Source organism: Gemmatimonadaceae bacterium, assembly GCA_020846935.1.
Classification (GTDB): Bacteria; Gemmatimonadota; Gemmatimonadetes; order Gemmatimonadales; family Gemmatimonadaceae; genus RBC101.
Genome location: JADLCY010000008.1, coordinates 18,403 through 42,326 on the forward strand (window position 1 = coordinate 18,403; position 23,924 = coordinate 42,326).

Annotated in this window: 21 protein-coding genes; 7 read left to right on the forward strand and 14 right to left on the reverse strand. The window is 69.8% G+C overall.

Annotated elements, in window-relative coordinates:
- Positions 1 to 99: 99 nt before the first annotated feature.
- Genes IT361_09540 through IT361_09555 form a run of 4 tightly spaced genes read right to left on the reverse strand, consistent with a single transcriptional unit; the run spans position 100 to position 2,859 of the window.
- Positions 100 to 624: a hypothetical protein gene (locus tag IT361_09540; GenBank protein ID MCC6317920.1), complete on the reverse strand. Its 525-nt coding sequence runs from the start codon at positions 622 to 624 to the stop codon at positions 100 to 102.
- 33 nt (positions 625 to 657) lie between these two features.
- Positions 658 to 1,536: a DUF4097 family beta strand repeat protein gene (locus tag IT361_09545; protein MCC6317921.1), complete on the reverse strand. Its 879-nt coding sequence runs from the start codon at positions 1,534 to 1,536 to the stop codon at positions 658 to 660.
- 7 nt (positions 1,537 to 1,543) lie between these two features.
- On the reverse strand, positions 1,544 to 2,338 hold the full coding sequence (locus IT361_09550; protein ID MCC6317922.1) for a hypothetical protein: 795 nt from the start codon (positions 2,336 to 2,338) through the stop codon (positions 1,544 to 1,546).
- Positions 2,335 to 2,859 carry a sigma-70 family RNA polymerase sigma factor gene (locus tag IT361_09555; protein ID MCC6317923.1) on the reverse strand — a complete coding sequence of 175 codons (525 nt, stop codon included), beginning with the start codon at positions 2,857 to 2,859 and terminating at the stop codon, positions 2,335 to 2,337. Before IT361_09555 ends, IT361_09550 begins: the two co-directional genes overlap by 4 nt.
- A 263-nt stretch (positions 2,860 to 3,122) precedes the next feature.
- Between IT361_09555 and IT361_09560 the strand changes: the two genes are divergently transcribed.
- Together IT361_09560 and IT361_09565 are read left to right on the forward strand one after the other, a co-directional pair.
- A complete protein-coding gene (locus IT361_09560) occupies positions 3,123 to 4,160 on the forward strand; it encodes a flippase-like domain-containing protein (GenBank protein ID MCC6317924.1) in 1,038 nt (345 codons plus the stop codon).
- Positions 4,160 to 4,540: a TfoX/Sxy family protein gene (locus IT361_09565; GenBank protein ID MCC6317925.1), complete on the forward strand. Its 381-nt coding sequence runs from the start codon at positions 4,160 to 4,162 to the stop codon at positions 4,538 to 4,540. The genes IT361_09560 and IT361_09565 overlap by 1 nt, the downstream gene beginning before the upstream one ends.
- Positions 4,541 to 4,593: 53 nt before the next feature.
- On the opposite strand, the gene IT361_09570 is transcribed toward IT361_09565, so the two are convergent.
- The 5 genes from IT361_09570 to IT361_09590 all read right to left on the reverse strand — a co-directional run bounded on the left by IT361_09570 (position 4,594) and on the right by IT361_09590 (position 10,720).
- A complete protein-coding gene (locus IT361_09570) occupies positions 4,594 to 5,796 on the reverse strand; it encodes a zf-HC2 domain-containing protein (protein ID MCC6317926.1) in 1,203 nt (400 codons plus the stop codon).
- Positions 5,783 to 6,310: a sigma-70 family RNA polymerase sigma factor gene (locus tag IT361_09575; protein MCC6317927.1), complete on the reverse strand. Its 528-nt coding sequence runs from the start codon at positions 6,308 to 6,310 to the stop codon at positions 5,783 to 5,785. Before IT361_09575 ends, IT361_09570 begins: the two co-directional genes overlap by 14 nt.
- 6 nt (positions 6,311 to 6,316) lie before the next feature.
- Complete coding sequence (locus tag IT361_09580) at positions 6,317 to 8,617, reverse strand: VWA domain-containing protein (protein MCC6317928.1); 2,301 nt, start codon at positions 8,615 to 8,617, stop codon at positions 6,317 to 6,319.
- Positions 8,618 to 8,761: 144 nt separating this feature from the next.
- Positions 8,762 to 9,232: a hypothetical protein gene (locus IT361_09585; protein ID MCC6317929.1), complete on the reverse strand. Its 471-nt coding sequence runs from the start codon at positions 9,230 to 9,232 to the stop codon at positions 8,762 to 8,764.
- A gap of 36 nt (positions 9,233 to 9,268) precedes the next feature.
- The gene (locus IT361_09590) at positions 9,269 to 10,720 is read right to left on the reverse strand and encodes a M20/M25/M40 family metallo-hydrolase (protein MCC6317930.1); all 1,452 of its coding nucleotides are present in this window, start codon (positions 10,718 to 10,720) and stop codon (positions 9,269 to 9,271) included.
- A gap of 7 nt (positions 10,721 to 10,727) precedes the next feature.
- Here IT361_09590 and tkt point away from each other — a divergent pair, with 7 nt between their 5' ends.
- A complete protein-coding gene (gene tkt, locus IT361_09595) occupies positions 10,728 to 12,878 on the forward strand; it encodes a transketolase (protein ID MCC6317931.1) in 2,151 nt (716 codons plus the stop codon).
- A gap of 115 nt (positions 12,879 to 12,993) precedes the next feature.
- Here tkt and IT361_09600 read toward each other — a convergent pair whose 3' ends face one another.
- On the reverse strand, positions 12,994 to 14,460 hold the full coding sequence (locus tag IT361_09600) for an aminotransferase class I/II-fold pyridoxal phosphate-dependent enzyme (protein ID MCC6317932.1): 1,467 nt from the start codon (positions 14,458 to 14,460) through the stop codon (positions 12,994 to 12,996).
- A gap of 236 nt (positions 14,461 to 14,696) precedes the next feature.
- Here IT361_09600 and IT361_09605 point away from each other — a divergent pair, with 236 nt between their 5' ends.
- Both IT361_09605 and IT361_09610 read left to right on the forward strand, forming a co-directional pair.
- On the forward strand, positions 14,697 to 16,247 hold the full coding sequence (locus IT361_09605) for a DUF853 family protein (GenBank protein ID MCC6317933.1): 1,551 nt from the start codon (positions 14,697 to 14,699) through the stop codon (positions 16,245 to 16,247).
- Entirely contained in the window at positions 16,244 to 16,828 is a 585-nt protein-coding gene (locus IT361_09610) for an NUDIX hydrolase (GenBank protein MCC6317934.1), read from the forward strand. Before IT361_09605 ends, IT361_09610 begins: the two co-directional genes overlap by 4 nt.
- Before the next feature lie 18 nt (positions 16,829 to 16,846).
- Here IT361_09610 and IT361_09615 read toward each other — a convergent pair whose 3' ends face one another.
- A complete protein-coding gene (locus IT361_09615) occupies positions 16,847 to 17,638 on the reverse strand; it encodes a TonB family protein (protein MCC6317935.1) in 792 nt (263 codons plus the stop codon).
- 9 nt (positions 17,639 to 17,647) lie between these two features.
- On the opposite strand from IT361_09615, the gene IT361_09620 reads away from it, so the two are divergent.
- Positions 17,648 to 19,351: a carboxypeptidase regulatory-like domain-containing protein gene (locus tag IT361_09620; protein MCC6317936.1), complete on the forward strand. Its 1,704-nt coding sequence runs from the start codon at positions 17,648 to 17,650 to the stop codon at positions 19,349 to 19,351.
- The gene (locus IT361_09625; GenBank protein ID MCC6317937.1) at positions 19,348 to 20,439 is read left to right on the forward strand and encodes a carboxypeptidase regulatory-like domain-containing protein; all 1,092 of its coding nucleotides are present in this window, start codon (positions 19,348 to 19,350) and stop codon (positions 20,437 to 20,439) included. The genes IT361_09620 and IT361_09625 overlap by 4 nt, the downstream gene beginning before the upstream one ends.
- Positions 20,440 to 20,488: 49 nt before the next feature.
- On the opposite strand, the gene IT361_09630 is transcribed toward IT361_09625, so the two are convergent.
- The 3 genes from IT361_09630 to IT361_09640 all read right to left on the reverse strand — a co-directional run bounded on the left by IT361_09630 (position 20,489) and on the right by IT361_09640 (position 23,922).
- Positions 20,489 to 21,256 (reverse strand): hypothetical protein, encoded by a 768-nt coding sequence (locus IT361_09630; GenBank protein MCC6317938.1) that lies wholly within the window; start codon positions 21,254 to 21,256, stop codon positions 20,489 to 20,491.
- A gap of 357 nt (positions 21,257 to 21,613) precedes the next feature.
- The gene (locus IT361_09635; GenBank protein MCC6317939.1) at positions 21,614 to 22,267 is read right to left on the reverse strand and encodes a response regulator transcription factor; all 654 of its coding nucleotides are present in this window, start codon (positions 22,265 to 22,267) and stop codon (positions 21,614 to 21,616) included.
- Entirely contained in the window at positions 22,264 to 23,922 is a 1,659-nt protein-coding gene (locus IT361_09640; protein ID MCC6317940.1) for a GAF domain-containing sensor histidine kinase, read from the reverse strand. The genes IT361_09635 and IT361_09640 overlap by 4 nt, the downstream gene beginning before the upstream one ends.
- Positions 23,923 to 23,924: the final 2 nt, after the last annotated feature.

Genomic DNA, 23,924 nt, shown 5'->3' on the forward strand with positions numbered 1-23,924 from the left:
GGTCCGCGACGCATGCTTCGCCGCCTGGTACGATGAGACCGGTGCTCCGCACTGCCAGGCGCGCCTGAGCGAGGCGAGTGCGGAGCCCCGGGTGAGCGATCAGCGCGCTGCGTACTTCGCCGCCCGCTGGTGGAGCGATGCCTCGATCTCGCTCATCGAGACTCTGGCCGGGACGGTCCAGCGATCCTGCTGTCGCGTCGGCACGTGGACGCGGGCGACGTCCCCCGCGCCATCGAGGTCGACGACCGCACTCACGGCGTCTTCGGGCCCCTGCGCGACCGTGATCACGAGCGACCACGTGCCCTCCGACGGCCACTGCTTCGTCAGGGCATAGGCTCCGGTGCGGGACGTGGTCCTGAAGTCCAGCTTCAGCGTGCGACGCTGCCCGTTCACCAGGCCCTCGGCCGTGCCGCTCACCGGAAAGGCGGTGAGTGTGCCGTGATGAAAGGCGTGCACCACGAGAAACGCGCCACGGGTGGTCTGGTCGTACGGGTTCACCGGGTGCTCGATGCTGATCCACGGCGGGCCAAGTGGAACGGCGGGGCTGACGACGACAGGAGCGAGTCGGACGGGCGCCGGGGCGGCAAGGGCGGCCGCAAGCGCCCCGAGGATGAATCGGGTCATGGTGTCTCCGGATGGCAATGGGCGAGCACGGACCTAACGATTGAGCCGGATGTTCCCCTTGAAGGAACGCAGCGTGGCGCGGGCGTCGCCAACGCCCAGGGCCAGGGTCAGCTCTTCCCCCCGCCCTTCCCGTCCCGGCGTGGGACGGCGCGCGGACACGCTGTTGATGATGGTCCCGGCGATGGTCGTCGCATCGATGTCGATCGACGGCGTGGCGCCGAGTTGCAGGCTGATGGTGCCGCTGTGCGAGTCGATGGTGAGGTTGCCGCCGTGGCGCATCGTTCCGCCAAACATCACGTCGCCGGTGACAGCTTCGATGCGCACGCGTTCCCACGTGCCGTCGCGCAGGGTGACGCCCCCGCCAACGGTCGTGATGCCCACGTCGGACGACGAACCCCGGACGGTCACCTCACCGGTTGCGGTCTTCACCCGCAACCAGCCCGGTGACCCGGTGATGTCCACCGAACCGTCCATCGACTCGACGTTGAGCTCGCGCGGCGCACCATTCACGGCGATCGCGCCGCCCACGAGGTTGAGGTCCAGGCTGCCCGTGATGCCGCTCACGTCGAAACGCGCGTTGCCGGCCTTGGCCCATACGGTCGCGCCGACGGGCACGAACAGCTCGAGCGTGCCCGACGCGCCGCCCTCGGTCGGCGGCTCGATGTAGAACTTTGCACCCTTCCTCGGCCCGTCGGCCGGCGCACCGAGTGCGGTCTCGACGCGCGTGCCTCGAGGCAGCGTTCCGGTGAGCACGAGGGAGTCCTTTTGCCAGCCAACGATCCGGAGCGCCGCGTATGCGCCGTTGATGCGGACGTACACGTCGCGCGTTACCGCGTAGCGCGCGTCCACTTTCTGCTGCGCGGCCAGGGGCGCGGCAGCGAGCATCAGAACGGCGAGCGAACGAACACGCATGATGGGCTCAGGTGGTGGCATCGAGCAGGGTCGCTCGACGCAGCAGTTCGACTTTCTGTCGGTAGTTGGATGCCAGCAGCTCGGCCAGTGCTGCACTCGCCGGATCGCGCAGCAGCGCCTCGCGCGCCTCCGCGATCGCGGCGTCGATCGTGACCAGGGAGCGCTCCACGGCCGCCGCCGTGGCCGGATCGAGGCCGGCGCGTTGAGTGTCGAGCTGCGCTCGCAGCTCGACGACGCTGGCCTGGTACCCGCGCTCCGCCGCCTGCCATTGCGCCGGCAGCATGCTCGCGCCAGCGTCGGCCCGCGTCACGGTCACACGCGCCGCCGAGCCTCGCACGATGAGCAGGGTGAGTCCCGAGGACACGCTCACGAGCGCAACGGCGGCAGCCGCAAGCCAGCGCGGCGACATCCACCACGTGACCCTGGACCGCGCCGGCGACACCGTGAACGCGTCCGTGTTCGCCGACGCTGGCGCGTCCGTATCGGTCGATGCCCGGGAGACGCCAGCGTTCATCGCGGCCCCGAGCACCTCGGCGTTCGTCCCGGCGATGGACGCGTCAGCGCCCGCGACGATCGGCGTCACCTTGCGCGCTTCGATCGCATGGCGAACATCGTCCCAGAGACCGATCGGAGGTGCGGCCTCACGGGGCAGCGCCGCGGCTGCGCCCAGCGTGGCGCGCAGGGCCGTCAACACGTCGTGGCACTCACCGCAATCGCGAACGTGCGCCTCGACCCGCGCGCTCGCGCGCGCGCGATCCTCGGCGATGTCATTCAGCTGGTCCCAGCCCGGGTGGTCGATCATCGGTGCAGCTTCCTCATGAGCAGTTGACGGGCGCGGTGCAGATGCGCACGCACCGTACCGGCGGCGAGGTGCATACGCTCGGCGATTTCGTCGTGCCGGAACCCTTCGACGTCGTGAAGCACGAAGACGGCGCGCGCGTTCGGAGGCAATGCGGCGATCGCGCGTTCGAGGTCGATGCGCTCGAGCACGTCGTCGGGACCATGTGCCCCCGCCACGTCCCCCGTGGTCGCGGTCCCCTCGTCGTCGGCCAGGGCCACCCGGGCCTCGCGCCGGCGGTCGCTCCTGGCCTGCTCCAGCACGACGTTGACGGTCAGCCGGTGCATCCAGGTGTCGAAGTGCGACTCTCCACGAAAGCCGGGCAGCCGCTCCCACGCCCGCACGAACGCGTCATGCGAGAGCTCACGCGCCCGCTGGGCATCGGCCGTCATCCGCAGGCAGAGCCCGAAAACCCGCGAGGCACTGCGCTCGTAGAGCCGCTGGAACGCGGCCACGTCTCCGGCAGACGCACGGGCGACCCACATTCCCACGTCGTCGGTCGAGCCGACCGGAGACGCGTCGTTCATGCGCGGGGCGGGTGCGAGGGCACGAGGGCTCGTCGGAGGCATCCGGGTAATAGATGCCGATCGGCGTCGGGGCGTTTAGGGAGACCGCGCCCTGGATAGGGGATGGGCTGCCGGCCCGCCCCGCGCAAGAGGTGCCACCGGGGTCCGGTCGGCGCAGATTCTTCCTCGGCGGTCCCGCAGGGGACCGCTCGCCCGACGCTCAGCAAACCCTCGCCTTTCGAATGCCACCACTCCGCTGGTTTCTCACCTTCCTGTCGTTCGCCACGGCGATCGGCGTGTCGGTGTACGTGATCGCGTCGAGCTGGCCGGCAGCGGGGGGAGCGCCGCTCGGGCTGCCCTGGTGGACGCACCTGTTGCTGCTCGGCGCCGTAGGGTTCGAGATCCTGTGTCGAGTGCTCAAGATCGTGTTCAGCGCACGGGCGATCGGCGTACACACACCGTTCGGCGTGGCGGCGCGCACCATCCTCGGTGGTGACTTTGCGGCCTCGATCACGCCCTCGCGCTCGGGCGCCGAACCGGCGCGCTTTCTCGTGCTCAGCGAGGCAGGAACGGCCGTCGCGAACGTCTTGCTGATCCTCTTTCTGGAGCTTTTTCTCGAGATGATTTCGCTCGCGGTCATCGCCGTGGGCTTTGGCGTCGTGTGGCGCGAGGAGTCGGGGATGATCCGCGGACTCCTGGCCACGGTGGCGCTGTATGCGATCGGCGTGCTCGGTGCGGGGGCGGCCTGCTACGTGATTGCGCGGCGTGGGGCCAACGGGCCTCCGCCTGCGCTCGTGCGCGTGCTTGGCATCAACGCCGGCATCTGGCGCCGGGTGCAGCTCGCGCTCCGCAGCCTTCGATCGAGCATCGGCTCGCTCCGCACGGCGCGTCCTGGGCTCATGGCCACGGCCCTGGCGTTTTCGATCCTGCACGTGCTGGCGCGACTGCTGGCGTTGCCGATCATCGTCTACACCTACGGCGAACGCGCACCGCTTTCGGCGCTCGTGTTGTGGCCCATGGCGCTGCTCTACGGGGCGGCGGTCGCACCAGCGCCGGGCGGCGGCGGCGTGGTGGAGATCGCCTTCAAGGCGGCGCTGGACGGCGTCCTGCCCGGACGCCTCATGGCGGCCTCGCTGATCTGGTGGCGCGTCTACTCGTTCTACATCTACATCCTGATCGGCGCGGTCGCGGCCGGCCGCACCGTCATGCGTGCGTTGCGCACCCGCGACGACGGCACCAGCGCCGCGACGGCTGGCTCGGTGGCCACACCCACCGCCTGATGACCTGGGACGCTGGTCTTGCCGAACGCATGCGCGACGTGCTGCCGCGGCTCGCCGGCGGCGCCGCGTTGATCCGCGAGAAGAATGTCTTTGGAGGCCGCGGGTTCCTGCTCGGCAAGAGCGCGTTCCTCATCGTGTGGGGGCCGGGAGTGCTCGTGAAGTGCCCGTCGGCCGAATACAACGCGGCCCTCGCGACCCGCGGGGTGACGCCGTTTGCGCCTATGGGCGGACGAGCGATGGGCACGTGGGTGGTCGTCACCGCGGACGAGGTCGCAGACGATCCGGAACTGCTCGAGTGGACCGAGCGCGGACTGCGCGGCGTGCGCGACGTACCAGACAAACCACGAAAAGCTCCACGGCCGCGCGGCCGGTCGCGCTGACCACGCGCGACCCCTGGGGGCGGGCCGCGCGGCACGAAACGACGGATGCGCGCTCAGGGCACCGTACAGGGCACACGGGTTGCCCGTACCGCGGCACGGTCGCCGGTTGGTGAGATCGTGACCGGCTGGCGTGGGCTGGCCGGCGTCCCATCTGCGCGCGCGAGCTGAACGAGGTCGCCCTCGCCGGGTGCCCAGATCCACGCGTTCACCACGTTCGAGCCCGGGTCGCGTGCGGCATACCAGGCACGATCGCCGGCGATGGGCGCGCGTTGCGGCAGCAGCACGATGCGCTCCGGAACGCCGAGCTGCTGAGTGAGCGGCGTGCGCGCCAACTCGTAGCACAGGGGGGCGCGGGACGCGTCGACCTCGGCGCGCCGCCGTTCCACGGACGATGCCGCGCCGGTGGCGGCGACCTGCATCGGCTGAAGGTTTGCCTTGCGCTCGCCCTCGAGGCGCCTTGCTTCGGCGGCCACGACCGAATCCGCCCTGGGAGCGGCGCGGGGCACGGGAGCCGCCGCGATGGTCGTCGGCGCAGGTGGCGTCGAGTCCGCCGTGGTTCGCGCGAGGCGATCCACCTTCGCTTCCGCGGCCACCGCCTCCTGCGCGATCTCCCTTCTCGGAGCGTCCGCGGCGAGTGTGCGGATGGCGCCCACGGTGCCCGCCGCGTCCACGCCACTTGATGCGCTGGCCTCGCCGCGCCTGGCGCCGCCTTCCGGACCTGCATCCCGCAGCGAACGCTTTTCAGATGCCGGTGTTGCCGTGACGGCGACGGATTTCGGTGATGCAGGCACGCCGGCCGCCACGGCTCCGGTCCCGACCTCGGGGCCGGCCGGCGCTGGAGGCGGCGCCGTCCCCAGTGCCGCCGAGTCCATGCGTTGGGCCGCGACCGGCGCGGGCGCCTCGCTCACCGCGCCGGGGCTCCGGCGCAACACGGTCATCGTACCCACGGCAAGCACCGCGACCGCCGCCGCGGCGGCAAACTGTGGATGGCGGTAGAACGGCCGACGCCGGCGCAGCCCCGCGTTCGTCGGCCTGGGCGAACGCGTCGCTCTGCGCGAGGTCGGGCTGACGTCGCGGGGCACGTCGTCCAGCGCGTTGAGGATGCGAGCCGACGCGGCCACGAGTCCGCGGGCCTCGGCGACCGTCGCCGCGCAGGTCGCACACTCGGCGACGTGCGCCGCGAGCGCCGCGGCCTCGTCGGGCGCAAGCTCCCCGTCGAGCCAGGCGTGGATGGTGCCTTCGTCAGGATGCCGCATGACTTCCTCCACCGCCCGAGTCGGCGGCCTGCAGGGCTTCGTACGACTCGGCGAGACGGCGTCGCGCCCGCGCGAGCGTCGTCCCGATCGAACCGACGCTCATGCCTAACGCTTCGGCAATCTCACCGTAGTTCAGGCCTTCCTCCTTCATCAGCAGGGCGAGGCGATCGCGCTCGGCGAGGCCGTCCACCGCGCGGCGCGCGAGGGCCTGCTCGCGCGCGCGGTCCGCATCGGGCACCACCGGCTCCACGACGCGGTCCCGCTCCTCCTCGGCCAGCAACTGCAGGTGACGACGCCGTCGCTCGTCCTTCCGTGCCTCGTCCCGCACGAGGTTGGTCGCGACCGCAAACAGCCACGACCGCTCACTCGTCAGGCGCTCCTGGCGAAGGGCGCGCAGGAAGGTCTCCTGCGCGACCTCTTCGGCCCAGTCGCGGTCACCCAGCCGTCGCGTGAGATACCGCACGAGCGGAGTGTGGTAGAGGTGAAAGAGTCGTTCGAGCTCGTCGTCGCGCATCCGCCGCTACCAGTCGCGCATCACGGTCGCCAGTTCGGCCGCCGTGAGGCGCTCCACCCCGGTCGGCGCGAGGGCGACCGCCACCGCGCGGCCAGCAACCACCACGCGCTCGCCGAGCGCAAAGGGGGCGGCCAGCTGGTCGAGGCGTTGCAGCAACGCGAAGTACGCGGGAGAGAAGGGCTTGACGGTCACGGTGCGCAGGCTCGCGACGAAACGTGTATCGGTCCATACACCGTTGGCGAGGGTGAAGAGCCGCCCACCGGCCCGGCGCGGACCCGCCGTGCCCGCGACCTCATCCAGCTCGGCCGTCGATTTCGCTTCTCGCTGCCTCGCGGCGGCGCGCGCTTCCTCGAACCGGCGCTCGCTGGCGCTGGGCGCCGCGGGCATCGCGCCCGCGCCGCTCGCGGCCTGGGCGGTGGGGACGGCGTTGCCCAGCGACGCGCGGTCGCGACGCAGCCCGGCGTCCCGCGGGAGACTGGCCGGCCCGTCACGCATCGCGGCGACCGTCGTGCCCGGCTCCACGACCAGGTACGACGTGAACTCGGTCGGGATGCCGTACCGCTCGCCTAACGAACGGATCTCGGCGTCCATCTCCTGGCTGGCGCCGCCTCGGCGCTTCTCGGCGGCCAGCCAGCCGATGCGCTGGGCCGCCCAGAGGCGCGCGACGAACGGGTTGTCGCGGTCGTGGTCCGCGAAGCGGGCGCGCGTTGACCACGTCACCGGGCCGTCCACCGACTCTCCCTCGAGGCGCACGCTCGCGTCGCCGTGGCCCTCGTAGCGGGCGAGCACCACCATGTCCTGGCCCGCGAACAGGTCGATCGGTCCCGACGGCAGCACCTGGTGGAGCCGCACACCGTCCACCCGCAGCCGCACGTTGGTCAGCACCGGCGCGGTGAGGCGCGAGGCGAGGAGCGACACCGTGCGCTCCACGGATTCGCTGTCCCTCACGAAGTGCGCCGTGCCGCGGCCTTCGATGGCCAGTTGTTCGATGAGGCCGGCGTTCACGTCGGCACTCACGCCGATGGCAAAGAGCCGCGCCTTTCCCCGCTGGCGCGCCGCCATCGCCGCGATGCGATCCGGATTGCGTTCACCGATGGTCGGTTCGCCGTCCGTCATGAAGACCACGAGCGGCAACCGCTCGCCGTCGCTCCGCGCCTCGAGCGCGGCCTCGAGCGCCCCGGAGATGTTGGTCGAGCCGTCGGCCTGCAACGCGTCGAGGTAGCGACCCGCCTCGCGCACGTTGTCGCGCGTGGCCGAGGTAAAGCCGTCGCGGAAGCTGCGGACGTCGGTGGAGAAGTCCACGATGCGGAAACGATCCTCGGCGCGGAGTGACGCAAGGAGCACGTGGCCCGCCTCGCGCGCCTGTTCCATCTTGCGACCGCGCATCGAACCCGATACGTCGATCACGAGCGTCACGTCCCGCGGCAACGTGCGCTGCGCCGTCGCCGGCGGACTAATGGTAAAAAGCGCGAACCCGGCGTCGTCGTCAGGGTCGTGAGTGAGGACGCTGATCGCCGCGGTGTTGGGTCGCCGAAGCGGGAGGAGGATCGTCACGTCCGCGGCGCTGCCCCGCGCCTCCACGACGTGTTCGCGACCGGCGTCGCGCTCGCGCAGGGTGTGGGTCGGCGAATACGGATCGCCGTAGGCATTGCCCGGCTGGTACCGCAGCGTGAACGCCGTCCAGCCGCCAGTTTCCGCGGCCAATCCGCGCGGTTCCACCGCAGGTCGGACGAGCGCGGGCGCGCCGGACGCGTTGGGATCGCTGCCGCGTCGGTAGTCCACGCGGAGCGCGTCGCCTTCGCGGGATGCAACCGCCTGAAAGCGGACGACGACCTTCTTCTCCTCACCCGGTGCAATCGGAAAGATCCGCGTCCGCAACATCCCGCTTCCCATCCACTCGACCAGGGCCGGATCGCGCTGACGCCGCACGATCTCTTCGTAGATGCTGCGCGCCCGATCCGCCGTCATGGTTTCGCCAGCGACCAATTCCCCGTTGATCGACAGTTTGAGGTCCTCGAACGCGGCCCCGGCCGGCAGGGGAAAGATGTAGTCGGCCTCGGCCACACTTCGGCCTCGATTCACGAACGTCTCCGTGACCTCATAGCGCAGCACGCGGTCGGTGAGCGCGACCTGCACCGTGCTTCCCGACCGAACGAGCGTCGGGCCGCAGTCGGTCACGGCGACTCGCCCGCATTCCGCATCTGGCCGGCATGCCGGTGGTGGAGCGCAGCGGGAGATCAGGCGGCCCTGTGCCAACGCAAGGGTGGGTGACAGGGCAAGGAGCAGCGGGACGAGTCGGCGGTGCATGGCGGTCTCCGGGGAGGTTCACCGGGGAGACGTCGGCGGTCCGAAAACTTGCACACGAGGGGGCTACCCTCCCCCCAGGACCCTGAGCCACCGCTCGGCGAGGGCCGACGCGCGCGTGGCGCGCTATGGGACCCCGAACCGTGTCTACCTCGCCACGCGAAACCCCTTCCGCACCGTGGCAAGGGCCACGCGCAGCGAGTCAAAGGCGCGGAAGTCGCGGCTCCCTTCGGCGAATGGGTTGCCTGGCGCCACCGAGGCCGCGAACACCTGGCCACCGGCACTCGCAAGAGAGTCCAGCCCGGGGACGCGCTCACCGACCGCCGCCGCCGACCATGCGGCGGAGTCAAAGACGAAGATGCCAAGCAGCGGCTGTCGTCCCGTGCCTGAATCGCGCGGTGTGTAGATGAACGTTCGCGCCGAGCGGGTACCTGGGACAGACCCGGAGTCCTCGAGCGTCACGCGATCATCCCACGTTGCCGGCGCATCGAACGCCCAGCCGATGGGCGCCGGCGGCAGCGTTATCGACGTCGTGTCGGACTCGGGCGCGGGGCGCGCGTCGCACGCGGCGAGCAGGATCGGAACGACAAGGAGGGTGAACAGGATCTGACGGAGCATGCGAGGATCGCGGATGGTGGACGTGCCCGGAGCGGACTACATCGTGCGTGCCTGCCCCGAGGTGAGGGCCTTCACGAGTTCGTACCAGTACTCCCGCGCGCGGTAGAGGGCCTGCACGGGCACGGTTTCGTCCAGGCCGTGCGAGCGATCGCGCGCGGGGTCCATGAGGATGGCACCTGCCCCATACACCGGCACGCCCGCATTCCTGAGGTAGAGGCCATCCGTGGCGCCTGCCGACATCCCCGGCACGACCACCGCGCCCGGCCAGAAGCGCTCGGCCATCGCTTCGATCGTCGGCAGCACGTCAGCGCGGAGCGGCGACGCCGGGCTCGGCGTGGGCGGGGCGGTGAGACGTACGGTGACGCTGGTGTCCGCGACGAGGTCCGCGAGCGTGCGCTCGACCTCCGCGATCGGCACCCCTGGCATGACGCGGCAGTTCACTGTGGCCGTGGCTGACTGAGCGAGCGCGTTTTCGGCGTGCCCGCCACTCAGCATCGTCGCGACGCAGGTGGTGTGGAGCTGGTTCGCGAGCACCGGGTTCTGCAGCAGTCGATCGATCGCCGCTCCCGTCGTTTCGCCGCGACCGGCCGCTCGCATGTCCTCGGCGAGCTGGCCCGTCTCCAGGTCGGCGCCACGCGTGAATGCCCCGCGCGTGACGTCGTTGTAGAGGATGGGAAAGCGGTGGTTCGCCAGGCGCGTGAGGGCAGCGGCCAGGGCGTAGACGGCGTTGTCCGGACGCGGAACCGAAGAATGTCCGCCCGGATTGCGCGCGACAAACTCGAACGTGGCGTACATCTTCTCCGCCGCCGGCAGGTCGAAGGCGACGCGGCCACTCTGCGAATCGCTGGCCCCGCCGGCGTCGGTGTTGAGCGCGTAGTCGGCGGCGCGCAGTCGCGGCTCGTGCTCGAGGAGCCAGCCAATGCCACCGGCGGCAGTGGTCTCTTCGTCGCAGGTCAGCACCATGATGACGTCGCGCTGTGGTACAAAGCGCTCCCGCTTCCATCGGATCATGTTCGCGACCAGCACGGACGCACCGGCCTTGTTGTCCATGACGCCGCGTCCGTAGAACCAGCCGTCGGCCTCCCGGAGCACATAGGGATCGTGCGTCCAGTCGGCGCGTCGCGCACCGACCACGTCCAGATGGGCCATGAGCAGCAACGGCCTGGCTGTCGCATCGCGGCCGCGCAGGGTGGCCACCACGTTGAGGCAGCTCGGCGCGCCACCCACCACGCGCGCGTCACGCGCGGAGTAGCCCGCCCCCAGCAGCCGTCGCTGCACGGCACGTGAGGCGCGACTCACGTTGCCTCCGAGCGGTGAGGTGTTGATCTCCACCAGTTCGCGGAAGATGGCGCGGTGCAGCGAGTCTTCGCGCGGTGTGGGCGCCTGCGCCGCTGCGGCGACGCTGCCCAGGGCCACGATCGCCACGGCGCGCCACAGGCGCCGGAGGGCAGCAACGGAGCGTCGTCTGGCTGGAACGGGTCGGGTCATCTGCGGAATGTGCTGTCAGTCGCGTGAAATCTCGACCTGCCCCCTCGATGTCTGCGCTCATACCTCCACCTCGTCGGGAGCGATCACTAACTTTGACAAGGAACGAGGCGCGACCCCCACAGGAGCTCTGCCGTTGACCCCCTCCGCCGACGCGACGACGACGTCGCTCGACGCGCTGTGCATCAATACCGTGCGCACGCTGGCCATGGACGCCGTCCAGCAGGCCGACAGCGGCCACCCGGGCGCCCCGATGGGGCTCGCGCCCCTCGCCTACGCCCTGTTCACCCGACACCTGCGCCACAATCCGGCGGATCCGGCCTGGCCCAATCGCGACCGCTTCGTGCTGTCCAACGGTCACGCGTCGATGCTCCTGTACGCGTCGCTGTTCATGAGCGGTTACGACGTGACCCTCGACGACCTCAAGCAGTTCCGTCAGTGGGGGAGCCGCACTCCCGGGCACCCGGAACACGGTCACACGCCCGGCGTCGAGACGACCACCGGCCCGCTCGGCCAGGGGCTGGCCAATGCCGTCGGGATGGCGGTGGCTGAGGCGCACCTCGCCGCCGAGTTCAATCGCGATGGTCACGCCATCGTCGATCACCACACCTGGTTCATCGTCGGCGACGGATGCCTGATGGAGGGTATCTCGCACGAAGCCGCCTCGTTTGCGGGCCACTTTGGTCTCGGCAAGCTGATCGGCTTCTACGACGACAATCGCATCTCGATCGACGGCAGCACCGACCTGACGTTCACCGACGACACGCAGCGACGTTTCGAAGCCTACGGGTGGCAGGTGCTGCGCATCGAGGACGTGAACGACCTCGACGCCATCGATCGCGCGGTCGGGGCGGCGAAGGCCGACCCCACGCGCCCCACGCTCATCATCACCCGCACCCATATCGGCTACGGGTCGCCCAATCGGCAGGACAGCGCCAAGGCGCACGGCGAACCGTTAGGCGCCGCCGAGATCGCGCTCACGAAGCAGTCCTATGGCTGGGAGTACCCGGAACCCTTCACCGTGCCCGACGAGGCCCGCGCCCACTGGCAGAGCCTCACGGCGCGTGGGGCATCCGGGCACGACGCCTGGCGCAGGCAGGTGATCGCGTACACAAAGGCGTTCCCCGCCGAGGCGATGGAGTTCGGCCGTCGGACGCAGGGTGACCTGCCCGGTGGATGGGCGCAGGCGATCCCGACATTCACCGCGGAGAACGGCAACGTCGCAAGCCGTGCGGCCTCGGGCGTCGTGCTCAACGCACTGGCGGGCAAGGTTCCCGAGCTGTTCGGCGGATCGGCGGACCTGAGCGGCTCCAACCTGACGACGATCAAGGACGCGCCGTTGCTCGGCGCGCACGCGTTCGCCGGCCGCAACGTGCCGTTTGGGGTCCGTGAGCACGGCATGGCGGCCATGATGAACGGCATGGCGCTCCACGGCGGAGTCATTCCATACGGCGGCACGTTCCTGGTGTTCTCGGACTACATGCGCCCGGCCGTTCGACTGGCCGCGCTCATGTGCCAGCGCGTGATCTACGTGTTCACGCACGACTCGATCGGCCTTGGCGAAGACGGCCCGACGCACCAGCCTGTCGAGCATCTCTCCGCGCTTCGCTGCATTCCGAACCTGGTGGTGCTTCGTCCCGCCGATGCGCACGAGGTGGCCGAGTCGTGGAAGTTCGCCCTCACGCACCGCACCGGGCCGACGGCCCTGGTGCTCACGCGCCAGAAGCTGCCTCTCATCGACCGCGCCCTGCCCGGCCGCGGGGCCGCAAGCGGGCTGGCCCGCGGTGGATACGTGATCTCCGAGAGCGCGGGCGGGCCGGCGCAGCTCGTCGTGATGTCCAGCGGATCCGAGGTTTCGCTGGCGCTCGAGGCGCAAACCACGCTCGCCGCGAAGGGTGTGCGCACCCGCGTGGTGAGCGTGCCGAGCATGGAGCTGTTCGCGCAGCAGGACGCGGCGTGGCGAGCGTCCGTGCTGCCGCCCGGCGTGCCGCGCATCGCGATCGAGGCCGCGCATCCCATGCCCTGGTACCGACTGGTCGGAGACCACGGCACCGTGATCGGCATCGAGAAGTTTGGTGCGAGCGCGCCGTACCAGCGGATCTACCAGGAGTACGGCATCACGGCCGAGCACATCGTGCGCGCCGCAGCAGCACTCGTGTAGGACGGGGCCGCGCGAGTTCAGCAGTGGATATCACACCCGGCGTTCGCGCTGTCCGGTGAAGCGCCGACCTGTCCTGAACGGGGCCTCCGGTAAGTTCGTGAACGTCAGCCGGCGCTTACGCGCCGGCTGACGACCCCACGGCCAAAGCCGCCGCCTCAGAGAACACGCTCAAGCGACGCACGGTCTCGCGAATTTCACCCGCGTTCGTGCCGGGGTGGATCGGGCAGAGGCGCAGCGCAGCCCGCCCACGGAGCGACGTCGACATGACGAGGGCGTACCCGTCGTGGCGCATGGCGTCGACCGAGCGCGCCGTGATGGCCTCGATCTCCTCCGCCGTGTGCGTGCCATCACCGCGCCATCGGAACGACACGACCCCCATCTGCGGTGGCGTCACCACCTCCCAGCGTCCGTCCTCGTCCAGCGCGCGCGCCGCCTCCTCGGCCATGTCGAAGCCAACGTCGATGGCGCGACGGAATGCATCCAGGCCAAAGGTCCGCAGCGAGAGCCAGAGCTTGAGCGCCTTGAACGATCGCGTGAGCTGCGGCCCCATCTCGTAGAAGTTGACCTCCGACTCGACGTGTCGCGTGACGTCGGCGAGGTAGTCGGCGTGGTCGTCGTGCTCGAGCGCGAAGGCGTCGCGCAAGCGGCGCGCGTCCCGCACGAGCAGACAGCCCAGCTCGTACGGCTGAAACAGCCACTTGTGCGGATCGAGCGTGATGGAGTCGGCGAGCCCGAGCCCGTCGAGGGCGACGCGTCCGCGTTCGGTGATGACCGCTGCCGCACCGTACGCGCCGTCGACGTGGAGCCACAGGCCCTCGCGGGCGCAGAGTGCGGCGAGTTCGCGCAACGGGTCCACCGCGCCGGTGTTGGTCGTGCCGCCGTTTGCCACGACACAGAATGGCCGTCGACCGGCCGCGCGATCCTCGGCAATCATGCGCTCGAGCGCGGGGACCGAGAGGCGCAGCTGATCGTCGGTGGGCACGGTGCGACGCTGCTCGCGCCGAAAGCCGATCAGACGTACACCCTTGGCGAGCGATGAGTGCGTCTGGTCCGAGCAGTAGAGCGTCCCACGGTCGTCCGGTCCGCGGAGGATCGCCTCGCGCGCCGTGGCCACCGCGCACAGGTTGGCCATGGAGCCGCCGCTCACCATGATCCCGCCGCCCTCCGCCGGCAGCCCGCACAGCTCCCTCAGCCAGTCGACCACGATCAGCTCGATCTGCGACGCCGTGCTCGAGGCCATCCAATGGCCCATGAACACGTTGTGGGCGCTCGTGAGCAGGTCGGCCGCGGCGCTCACGAAGTTCGACGGACTCGGAACGAAGGCGTAGAAGCGCGGATGGTCGCTGTGGAGCGGCGGGCCAAAGACATGGTCCGCGAGCCATTGCACCAGCGCGTGCGGGTCTTCGCCGTGCTGCGGAATAGGCGTGCGCAGCAGGGCCTCGGTGGTGGCACGCGACAGCATCGGCGTGGAGACGGGCCGATCGCGCAGCGTCTCGAAGTGACGAACCGAGACCTCGACGACCTGCGCGCCTAACGCACGCATGGCGTCGCCGGAGAGTTCCAGCGGATGACGGGGTGACATGAGGTACGGGGAAGACGGGTGCGGATCGCAGACACCTACCTCGATCCCGGCACCGCAGGGAGCGGCAAGATAACGTGCGCGGCAGGGTCCGATCAGGCGCCGTACCGCCACGGGCGGGGCCCGGGCTCATCCCACGCACCGCGACGCGCGCGGTGCAAGTTCGCCGGCATGGCGGCGCCAGCGCCCGATGCGCCAACTTATGGGCCGTTTCCAACGCTCCACCGGCCGGTATGCCCATGAATCCCGACGTCATCGCTTCCGCTGCCTCTGCCTTTGGCAGCTCTGGCCCCTCGATCACCCTTGGCGCCGTGGTGCACGAAGGGGAGTGCCACCCGTCGCCCACCGTCCGCATCCCGCTCGCCATGATGAATCGCCACGGCCTCATCGCCGGCGCGACGGGAACGGGAAAGACCAAGTCGCTGCAACTCATCGCCGAGCAACTTTCGGCACAGGGAGTCCCTGTTTTTCTGGCCGACATCAAGGGTGACGTCGCGGGCATCGCGGTTCCGGGCGAAGCGTCGGCCAAGGTCACCGCGCGAGCGACGGACACGGGGTACGCCTGGCACGCTCAGGGCTTCCCCGTGGAGTTCCTGAGCCTGAGTGGCACGCGGGGCGCCCAGCTCCGGGCCACCGTGTCGAGCTTCGGACCGTTGCTGCTGAGCAAGGCGCTCGGCCTCAACGAGACTCAGGCCAGCGTGCTGGCGATGGTGTTCAAGTACTGCGACGACAAGAGCCTGCTCCTGCTCGACCTGAGTGACCTGCGGGCCGCCTTGCAGTACCTGAGCGACGAGGGTGCCGACGAACTGCGTGAGTACGGCGGGATGTCGAAGGCCACCGTGGGCGTGCTCCTGCGCGAAATGGTGGAGCTGGAGCAGCAGGGCGCCGGGAGCTTCTTCGGTGAGCCGGCCTTCGAGCTCGACGATCTGCTCGCGGTCGAGCGCGACGGGCGAGGCCTGGTGAGCGTACTCGCCCTGCAGGACGCCCAGCAGAAGCCCGCCCTGTTCTCCACGTTCATGTTGTGGATGCTGGCCAGCTTGTTCAACGAGATGCCCGAGATCGGCGATGTCGACAAGCCCAGGCTCGTGTTCTTCTTCGACGAAGCCCACCTGCTGTTCAAGGACGCATCCCCCGCGCTGCTGGCGCAGATCGAGCAGACGGTGCGCCTGATCCGTTCCAAGGGCGTGGGCGTGTTCTTCATCACGCAGAGTCCGAAAGACATCCCCGAGACCGTGCTCGCGCAGCTCGGCAACCGCGTGCAGCATGCCCTGCGCGCCTTCACTCCCGACGACGAGAAGGACCTGCGCGCCGCGGCGCGGACCTTTCCGAAGACCACGTTCTATGACATCCCGGCCACACTCACCTCGTTAGGTATCGGCGAAGCGCTCGTGGTGTCCCTGCAACCGAGCGGCGCGCCGACGCCGCCGTTTGCCGCACGCATGATCCCGCCGCAGTCGCGGATGGGGCCGCTCACCGACGCCGAACTGGCACAACGGATCCAGACGCCGCAGGTGAAGCGCTACGCCCAGGCGATCGACCGGGAGAGCGCGAGAGAGATGCTGGCCGCGCGCCATGCCGCCGAAGCGACCGCGCCGACCGCCGAGGACGAGGCCCCGAGGAGGCGAGGATCGGCCGCATCGTCGGAAGCGCCGGGCGGCGTGCTGGGCCAGATCCTTGGCAGCAGCGTGGGCAAGAGTGTGCTGCGCACTGCCGCCGTCGCCGTGACCGGAACGTTGGTGCGCGGTGTGCTCGGCGCACTGGTCGGGTCGTCGCGCCGCCGCCGGCGATGACCGTCCGCGTGCTCACCGCGGACCCTCGCGGGATGCGGACGCTGGAACTCCTCGACGACTTCCCCCTGGCCGATGCGCGCGACGCGCGAGACCACGCGCGCATGATCGAACTGCTTGCCACAACGACGGACCCGTTCTCGCGCGAGCAGTTCATTCCGGGGCATTTTACCGCCAGCGCGTTCGTGGTCTCGCGCACGCACGATCGGGTGCTGCTCATTGCCCACCCTACGCTCTCGCTGTGGCTTCAGCCCGGTGGCCACATCGAGCCCGAAGACGTCGAGCCCGTGGCCGCGGCTCGGCGCGAGGTCCGTGAGGAGACGGGCCTCGACGCCGCGATGTCCGACGCGCTGTTCGACCTCGACATCCATAAGATTCCAGCGCGCGGGAGTGCGCCACCACATCAGCACTTCGACCTCAGATTTCTCGCTGAAGTCGATGGACTTCCGCAACCAGGGAGCACGGAACTGGTCGACGCGCGATGGCTCACGCCCGAGGCCGCGCTCGCGCTCAGCTTGGACGCCAGCGTGCATCGCATGGTGTCCCTGTGGCGGAGGCGAGCGCGGAGCGGCACGGTTGATTGAATCACCCGGCGCGGGCTTTCACCGCTTGAGCGCAAACGAGAAGGCCTGTTCCACCAGTTGGCGCACGCGGTGCTCGCCGACTTCGGCCGGTCGATAGCGCGAACGCACGAGAACGTCGCGAACGGCGCGCTCGAACAGAACGTGATCGCTCTTTGGGAACCGGATCGATGCGGGCTCCACGCGGCCCATCGTATCGACGACGAACTGCGCGTAGACCACGCCTTCGATGCCGGTGTTGGCCAGCAGTGACGGGTAGCGCGGCACGGGGTTCCCGCCGAGGGGTTGGACGACGCGTTCGACCATCGTCTCGGTGAGCGGCTGGTCCGAGGGAGGCATGGCTGGGCCCACAGGCGTCGAGTCACGCGGCACCCGGCGAAAGAGCGCTTCGCTGATCGTCCCGATGGTCGAGGTCGTGGCCGGGAGCGAGGGCGGGACCACGGAGAGATCGATCGTGCGCGGCACCGCCGGAACCACCGGCTCGAGGTTGGTGGGGATCCGCGGCGTCGACGACTCCGGGGGCCTGGCCGCGGTGACGCGATCCGGTGGCGGTGCGACGTATACCACGCGACTCGGCGTCTCGGGTTCACGCTGGCGCTGCACTTCGGCGCCGGTGGCGACCACGGTGCCGCCCACGACAACGGCGTGGACGAGCGTACTGAGCAGAGTGCCACCGAACGAGCGCTTGCGATTCCGTGCGGACTCGGGGAGCTTGACGTACATGGTCGCCTCCGGCGGGAACGGGTGGGTGTCGCTTCGCCTAACGTCGGCGTGCCAGATGACGAGGCCGTGATGGACGGATTGCGCGCGCATTACGCTCTGGTGAGGGTTCGATGGGTGCTCGCCGCGGTCGCTGGGCTGCTGGGCATCCCGCTCGGCGCTCAGGTCGTGCGTGGTGTGGTGCGGGACACGCGCTCCGGCGCCCCGATTCCCGGGGTCCTCGTTTCGCTGGAGGTCGTGGCGGACACCGCTGCCGGCGACGCTGAAGGCCAGGCCTCGCTGGCGCGTTCCGTCCTGAGCGACGATCACGGGGAGTACACGGTGCGAGCCGGAACGGCCGGTCGCTGGATCGTAAGCGCCAGACGCGTGGGACTGCGGCGATGGGTGTCTGCGCCGTTTGACCTTGGCACGGGCGAAACGCGCCGACTGGACATCACCCTCGCGGCGATCGACTTCACGGCCACGCTGCCGGTGGTCGCGGTCAGCGGCGTCACGGCCTGCGATGTCGAGCCGGGCGACCGTGAGCGTATCGCCGCGCTTTGGGACGAAGCGCGCACCGCGCTCGTCTCCGCACAATTGGCGCTGCGCGATCGGCGTTTCACGGCGTCGGTCGTGCGCTACACGCGGGAGCTTGCGCCGGTGAGCCTGCGCGTGCTGCGCGAGGAGTTGGCCACCCGACGTGGCGTCGCGGAGCGCGCGTTTGTGTCAGAGTCAACCTCGCTGCTGTCGTCCGACGGGTATGTTCGACCGGACGACGACGGCGGCTACACCTTCAGCGCGCCCGACGCCGAGGTGCTCACGTCGACCGCGTTCGTGCGCGAGCACTGCTTTGGCCTCGGCCCGCGGACCCGGGCGCGGCCCGGGCTGTCAGGACTGGCGTTCAGGCCCACCCGCGAGCGGCGCGCGCCCGACATCGAGGGCACCGTCTGGCTTGACTCTGCCACCCATGCCCTGCGCCTGGTCGAGTTCCGATATGTGAACCTTCCGGAGGAACTTCGCGAGGGCTTCGCCAACGGCGAGGTGCAGTTTGGTCACCTCGACAATGGCACGTGGTACGTCTCGAAGTGGTACATCCGCACGCCGGTGTGGCGCGCGCCGGTCGCCACGAGCCGGATGCCGGTGAACACGCGCCCCGAGCTGGCGTACTTCCGCGAACACGGCGGCGATGTCGCGCTGGCCGGCCGCGCGGCGGCGACGCCGGTCGCCAAACTGGCCGGCGTGGCTATGGACAGCACGGGCCGGGTGGCGCTGCGAGGCGCAACGGTGCGGTTGGCCGGGATCTCGCATCGCGCTCCCGTGCGCCCCGACGGGACGTTTACGCTCGACTCCCTGCGCGCCGGCGCTTACACGCTTGAGTTGGTGCATCCCGACTATGATGCTCTCGGCGTTCTCGCGGCCGAACAGGATCTCGACGTGTCGGAGGGTCGGGCCGCCAGGACGGCCGTGCAGGCGCTGGGCACGCGTCAGGTGCTGCGAGTGTTATGTGGCTTTGGCGAGTTTGGTGACCGTGATGTTGCCGCCATTCGCGTGCGGGTCACCGACAGCACGAACACGGCGGTCCCAGGCGCCATGGTGCACGTTCGCTACACCAGCTTCGACGTCGTGCGCACCTCGGGCGCCGCGCTCGTCCAGCGTCCCATCCTGGTGAAGCTGGCCGCCGACGCCAACGGCGTTGCGCTCTTCTGCGATGTGCCCGCTCGGCAGCCGGTGCGCATCGAGGTGCTCGGCGTCGACGACAAGGTGGCGACGCGACACACGCTGACCCTGCCAAGACACGCCCTGGTCCCACTGATGCTGCGTCGATGAACGTGCGCCGGGCTCTTCTCGCTGCGATCCTGCTGTGCCTCGCCGCGCCGCTGCGCTCCCAGGTCGTCCGGGGCCGCGTGAACGAACGTGCGACCGGCGCCGCGCTCGCGGGCGTTCTCGTCGAGCTGACCGACAGCGCGAGTGCGGATGGACTGGCTTCTGCGTTGACGGACGCGGACGGGACGTACGCGATGCGTGCGCCGCGAGCCGGGCGCTTCGTGGTTTCGGCCAAGCGCACTGGCATGCGACGGTATGTCTCGCCCGCGTTGCAGATCGAAGCGTCCGAGACTGTCGTACATGACCTCGTGCTCGACCGCACGGCCGTCATGCTCCCCGAGGTCGCGGTCACGATGGTGCGTCTCTGCGACGTATCGCCCCGCAGCGCGCGCGTGCCGGCACTCTGGGAGGAGGCACGCACGGCGCTCCTCGCCGCGCAGATTTCGCTCCGCGACCGACGCTACTCGGCGACCGTCGTGCGCTACGTGCGCGAGCTCGACCCGCGGACTCGCCGCGTGCGGAGCGAAACGCGGTCCCAGGCCGTTGGCGTCGTTTCGCGACCCTTCACCGCGATTGATCCGGAGTCGCTCTCCGTCAATGGATACCGGGCGCCGAGGTCGGATGGGGGCGTCATCTACCATGGGCTCGACGCCGAGGTTCTGCTCTCGGACGCCTTCGTGAGGGATCATTGCTTTGAAGAGGTAAGCGGCCGTCGCGATCGGCGTGGCCTGGCGGGCATCGGGTTCCGTCCGGTTGCCTCGCGGTCCCTCCCTGATGTGGCCGGCACGCTGTGGCTCGACGCGGCAACGATGGAGCTGCGTTTCGTCGAGTTTGCGTGGTCGCGCATGGCCACCGGCGCCGACTCGGCTGGCGTGGGGGGCGAGGTGCACTTCGCCAGGTTGGACGACGGCGCGTGGTTCGTGCGGCGATGGTTCGTCAGACTGCCTGTCGTAGGTCGCGTGGGCGCTCCGGTGGCGACCGACGCCACGAGCGCTCCATGGGTGCTCGTGCGTCCGGGCGACCTGCGATTGCGCGAGGAGGGTGGCGAGGTCACCGGCGTGAAGCGGTCCACCGGGCGGCCGGACGCGTAGCCGGACCAGCGCCGGGTCGGGGGAACGGTCCCCGGCCCGGCACCGATGGTCATGGCTTGACCGGCTCGCTGAAGAAGAAGTCGTCGGCCACGACCAGGTCCACGGTACTCCCGTCGCTCACGTCTTTCGCCGCACCTAACGACCCCAGGCCAGCGATGATACGGATGCGCGCGATGATGGGATCGGTGAAGGCGATGCTCACGAGCGAGTGACCCTTGGCGTCACTGCGGATGGGCGCGGCCACCTTGCCGATGAGACGGTTCGTCGCGTCGTAGGCCTCGATGAATGAGGTGTTGGCCACGTCGACGTCGCTCAGGATCACGCCGAACGCGCGGACGGTGGCCACCTGCGTGGTATCGCCGGCCACGCGAAAGGTCAGGTTGATGGCGTTGCTGCCGATGGCCATGAACGTCTTGGCCGGACTGAAGTCCTCGAAGGCGGCATCGTACGTGGGATTGACATCGTTGAAGTCGTTGTCGCTCACCCGGAGTCCGGTGCCTGGCGTCGTCATCATCAGCCCGCGGCCACGAAAGCCGTCGCCGGGAAAGGCGTTGGTGTTGGTGTTGGCGGCGCCCACCGCGTCCCAGTTGACCTCGCGCCGGCCCGACGGCTGCTGGCCGGCCGTCACGCCATTGTTGGGCTCCCCGAGTCGCGAGCGCAGCTCGACGAGTTTCGCCGAGAGATCGCCGGAGGCGGTGATCGCGGTGAACGTGGGCAGGTTCTGTCCGGGACTGTCGTTTCCATAGGCGTCGTCGCACGCGGCGGCGAGCGGGAGAAGCAGGATGCCGGCGGTACGGCGGAAGAGCGTGGCGTACATGGAGTGATCTCCGGGTCTCGTCAGGTGTCGGCCGCGATGGCCGTCGCTGTTGGCTGAGGCGCCCAGTGGAGGCGCACACCGTCGTTGACGGCGTGACACCAATTAGGTGGAACAGCCGCGCCGCATCGAGCTGACGTTATGGGGGGATCGCGTGGTCCTTTCGCAGGCCGCGTCGTCATGCCGGGCGGCGGGATGGGGCTACCCCCGGTTGGGAGGCTGCCGACGTCAGGTGTCAGGCGCCAACGCGCAGCGACCTGCCTTGCCGTGCGCAACACATCGGCATCGTGTGCGATGGGTTCCACGGTGCGCCCCCGTGATGGCCAACGCGGCCGCGGCCGGCGCGCCCGGGGTGAGTCGCTACGCGTCGGGCCAGGCGTCGAGCCCGTGCCGCACGGCGAGCAGGGCCGCCTGCGTGCGATCACCGACCCCCAGCTTCTCGAAGATCTCGCTCACATAGCCTTTGACCGTCCCGGCGCTGAGCGAAAGCCGGCCGGCAATCTGCTTGTTGCCGAGCCCGGCGACGATCAGACGCAGCACGTCGCGTTCGCGTGGCGTGAGCACCTCGAGCGGCGAACGCTCGACCGGTGTTGCGACCTCGAGCATGAGCTGACGCTGCGCGTACGGGTGCAGTGTCGGGATCCCGGCGGCCGCGTTGCGGATCGCCGCGATCAGCTCCGCCGACAGCACGTCCTTCATCAGATAGCCCATCACGCCGGCACGCACCGCATCGCCGATCCCCTGGCCGTCCGTGGCGCTCGTCAGGATCAGGATCCTGGCCGGACTGCCCGCGGCCGCCAGCGCCCTGGCGGCCCCCACACCGTCGAGCTTTGGCATCATCAGGTCCATCAACACGACGTCCGGCTTCACCTGTTGAACCACGCGAACGGCCTCCTCGCCGTCACGCGCCTCGCCGACGACGTGTATGCCGTCCGCTTCGGCGAGGATGAGGCGCAGGCCTTCACGCACCACGTTGTGATCGTCGGCAATGACGACGCGCAGCCTCCCGGTCATGTCGGCGGGGTTCGAAGGGGAATGCGGGCCAGCACGCGCGTACCACGCGAGACACCGCGGATGAGTTCGAGCGATCCGCCGAGCACTTCGGCGCGCTCCTTCATGAAGGCGACGCCCATCCCGCCCCGCTTCCCCGACGTCCGGATCGCCTTCACCACACCAATGCCGTCGTCATCCACCAGCAATCGCACCTCGTCGGCCATGCACTCGAGTACGATTCGCACCCGCGTGGCTCTTGCGTGTTTGGCCACGTTGTTCAGGGCCTCCTGTGCAATGCGGTAGACCGCGTCGGCCACGCGCGCCTCCACCGGCTCGGTGCCGCTCGTGCGGATACGCACGCCGAGCCCCTCGCCACCGATCGCCCGGGCCAGCGCTCGCAACGCCGCAAACAGGCCCTGGTCGCGGACCTGCGGAATGCGACGCGCCGCCTCGGCGGGCGAGATGCGGCTCGTCGCGTCTTCGGCCGACCGCAGCTCGACCAGCAGCGCCCGCATCTCGGCGAGCGCTTGCTGGCTCAGCTCAAGGAGTCGATGACCGCGTCGAGCGCCCTCGTCGGGATCGCGTCGCCAGGCCGGCTCGAGCGACTGTGCGACCAGCGTCATGCTGAAGAGGATCTGCGTGACAGAGTCGTGCAGGTCCCGCGCCAGGTGATGCCGCTCCTCCACCGCGGCGATGTTGCGCGCCGACGCGTGGAGTCGCGCGTTCTCGATCGCGATCGCAAGCTGGTCGGCCACGATGCGCAGCACGTCCACGTCGTTCTGCGTGAACCGGTTGTCGCTCTCGACGTTGAGCACGCCGAGGCAGCGGTCGCCGAGCAGGATGGGCACCGCCAGCTCGGCCACGATGCCCTGTGACCCCGGCACGACGATATAGCGTGGGTCGCTCGCCACGTCGTTCACGAGCACAGGGCGCTGATCAACGGCAGCCGCGCCCATGATGCCCGTGTGGATGGATTGCCGGTGCTCACCGCGCACGATGCCCTTGTAGCTCCCGCCGGTCACCCGCAGTCTGAGCACCTCGGGATCGGCCGGTTCGATCAGCGGGATCGCCGTGTTCGGATAGCCGAGGATCTCGTGCACCGCGTCGGCCGCACGCTGGAGGAGTTCTTCGAGGTTGAGGTCCGCCGTCACGATGCGGCCGACGCGCGTGACCAGCGCAAACCGCTCCGCGCGTTCCTGCTCGGCCCGGTATTGTCGTGCCGACGTGATGGCGATCGCGGCGTAGCGTGCAAACGTCCGCAGCGTGGTGAAGTCGGCCCGCGTGAACACTGGGGCGGCGCGCCCTTTTCGTGGCGCGCGACCGATCCCGAATACGCCGATCAACCCCTGATGCCACACGATGGGCATACCCACGACGGCGTGATCGAGCATATCCGGCTGCGTAGGCGTAGGCACGTCGCCGTACCGCGCGAAGGCCAGCGCACGTCCTGTGCGCAGCACCTCGCCTGCGATCCCGACGCCCACCGCCATCTCCGCACCGACCTCCGAGGCCGGCATGTTGTGCCCCGCCCGGGTGCGAACGACGCCGGCCTCTTCGTCCAGCAGGCCGATGGTCCCGTGATCCGCATCGAGGAGCTGGCACGCGGCGCGGACGATGCGGTCGAGCAGCGGAGCCAGCTCCGTCTCCGCGCCGAGCGCGGCGAGGACGGTGCGCACCG

Coding starts and splice junctions, on each gene's coding strand:
- IT361_09590 (MCC6317930.1), bottom strand. CDS start 10,720: ATGACCCGACCCGTTCCAGCCAGACGACGCTCCGTTGCTGCCCTCCGG.
- IT361_09635 (MCC6317939.1), bottom strand. CDS start 22,267: ATGACCGGGAGGCTGCGCGTCGTCATTGCCGACGATCACAACGTGGTG.
- IT361_09585 (MCC6317929.1), bottom strand. CDS start 9,232: ATGCTCCGTCAGATCCTGTTCACCCTCCTTGTCGTTCCGATCCTGCTC.
- IT361_09540 (MCC6317920.1), bottom strand. CDS start 624: ATGACCCGATTCATCCTCGGGGCGCTTGCGGCCGCCCTTGCCGCCCCG.
- IT361_09580 (MCC6317928.1), bottom strand. CDS start 8,617: ATGCACCGCCGACTCGTCCCGCTGCTCCTTGCCCTGTCACCCACCCTT.
- IT361_09600 (MCC6317932.1), bottom strand. CDS start 14,460: ATGTCACCCCGTCATCCGCTGGAACTCTCCGGCGACGCCATGCGTGCG.
- IT361_09570 (MCC6317926.1), bottom strand. CDS start 5,796: ATGCGGCATCCTGACGAAGGCACCATCCACGCCTGGCTCGACGGGGAG.
- IT361_09550 (MCC6317922.1), bottom strand. CDS start 2,338: ATGATCGACCACCCGGGCTGGGACCAGCTGAATGACATCGCCGAGGAT.
- IT361_09565 (MCC6317925.1), top strand. CDS start 4,160: ATGACCTGGGACGCTGGTCTTGCCGAACGCATGCGCGACGTGCTGCCG.
- IT361_09575 (MCC6317927.1), bottom strand. CDS start 6,310: ATGCGCGACGACGAGCTCGAACGACTCTTTCACCTCTACCACACTCCG.
- IT361_09610 (MCC6317934.1), top strand. CDS start 16,244: ATGACCGTCCGCGTGCTCACCGCGGACCCTCGCGGGATGCGGACGCTG.
- IT361_09555 (MCC6317923.1), bottom strand. CDS start 2,859: ATGTGGGTCGCCCGTGCGTCTGCCGGAGACGTGGCCGCGTTCCAGCGG.
- IT361_09560 (MCC6317924.1), top strand. CDS start 3,123: ATGCCACCACTCCGCTGGTTTCTCACCTTCCTGTCGTTCGCCACGGCG.
- IT361_09630 (MCC6317938.1), bottom strand. CDS start 21,256: ATGTACGCCACGCTCTTCCGCCGTACCGCCGGCATCCTGCTTCTCCCG.
- IT361_09615 (MCC6317935.1), bottom strand. CDS start 17,638: ATGCGCGCGCAATCCGTCCATCACGGCCTCGTCATCTGGCACGCCGAC.
- IT361_09545 (MCC6317921.1), bottom strand. CDS start 1,536: ATGCGTGTTCGTTCGCTCGCCGTTCTGATGCTCGCTGCCGCGCCCCTG.
- IT361_09625 (MCC6317937.1), top strand. CDS start 19,348: ATGAACGTGCGCCGGGCTCTTCTCGCTGCGATCCTGCTGTGCCTCGCC.
- IT361_09605 (MCC6317933.1), top strand. CDS start 14,697: ATGAATCCCGACGTCATCGCTTCCGCTGCCTCTGCCTTTGGCAGCTCT.
- tkt (MCC6317931.1), top strand. CDS start 10,728: ATGTGCTGTCAGTCGCGTGAAATCTCGACCTGCCCCCTCGATGTCTGC.